At 72.1% G+C, this 780-nt stretch carries 1 pseudogene; it reads left to right on the top strand.

The window, feature by feature from the left end:
* Nucleotides 1–34: 34 nt before the first annotated feature.
* Nucleotides 35–780 (top strand): annotated as a pseudogene (locus tag DQ237_RS19305) (nicotinate phosphoribosyltransferase); the annotation flags it as partial.

Below are 780 nucleotides of genomic sequence, written 5' to 3'. Positions count from 1 at the left end.
AGATCTACACGCGTAAGATCGTCGGCAGCGTCAGATGTGTATAAGAGACAGCGCCGCGACCCGCATGGCGCGCGCCGCGAAGGGGCGACCGGTCGCCGAGATGGGCTCGCGCCGCGCGAGCGAGGAGTCGGCGATCGCCGCCGCCCGCGCCGCCTACATCGCCGGTTTCCGCGCGACGAGCAACCTCGCCGCGGGCGCCCGCTGGGGCATCCCGACGATGGGCACCGCCGCCCACTCCTTCACGCTCCTCCACGACTCCGAGGCAGAGGCCTTCCAGGCGCAGATCGACACCCTCGGCGTCGGCACGACGCTGCTCGTCGACACCTACGACATCGAGCAGGGCATCCGCACCGCGATCGAGGTCGCGGGCCCGAAGCTCGGCGGCATCCGGCTCGACTCGGGCGACCTCGACGAGGTCGCCGCCGAGGCGAGGGCGCTGCTCGACTCGCTCGGCGCGACCGAGACGCGCATCACCGTCACGAGCGACCTCGACGAGTACGCGATCGCGGCCCTGCAGGCGAGCCCGGTGGATGCGTACGGCGTCGGCACGAGCGTCGTCACCGGCTCGGGCGCGCCCGCGGCGGGCATGGTCTACAAGCTCGTCGCGCGGCAGGGCGACGACGGCGAGTGGGTCGGCGTCGGCAAGCGCAGCGAGGACAAGGCCTCGCGCCCGGGCGAGAAGGTCGCGGTGCGCACCCTCGAGGGCGGGATCGCGGTCGAGGAGACCGTGCTCGTCACCGACGACCCGCACGTGCTCGAGCCTGTCTCTTATACACATCT

It is taken from the genome of Blastococcus sp. TF02-8, assembly GCF_003319175.1.
In the GTDB taxonomy this organism is placed as follows: domain Bacteria; phylum Actinomycetota; class Actinomycetes; order Mycobacteriales; family Geodermatophilaceae; genus Blastococcus.
Note: the sequence above shows the minus strand (reverse complement) of the source record. Positions and strands in the feature narration are given on the sequence as shown.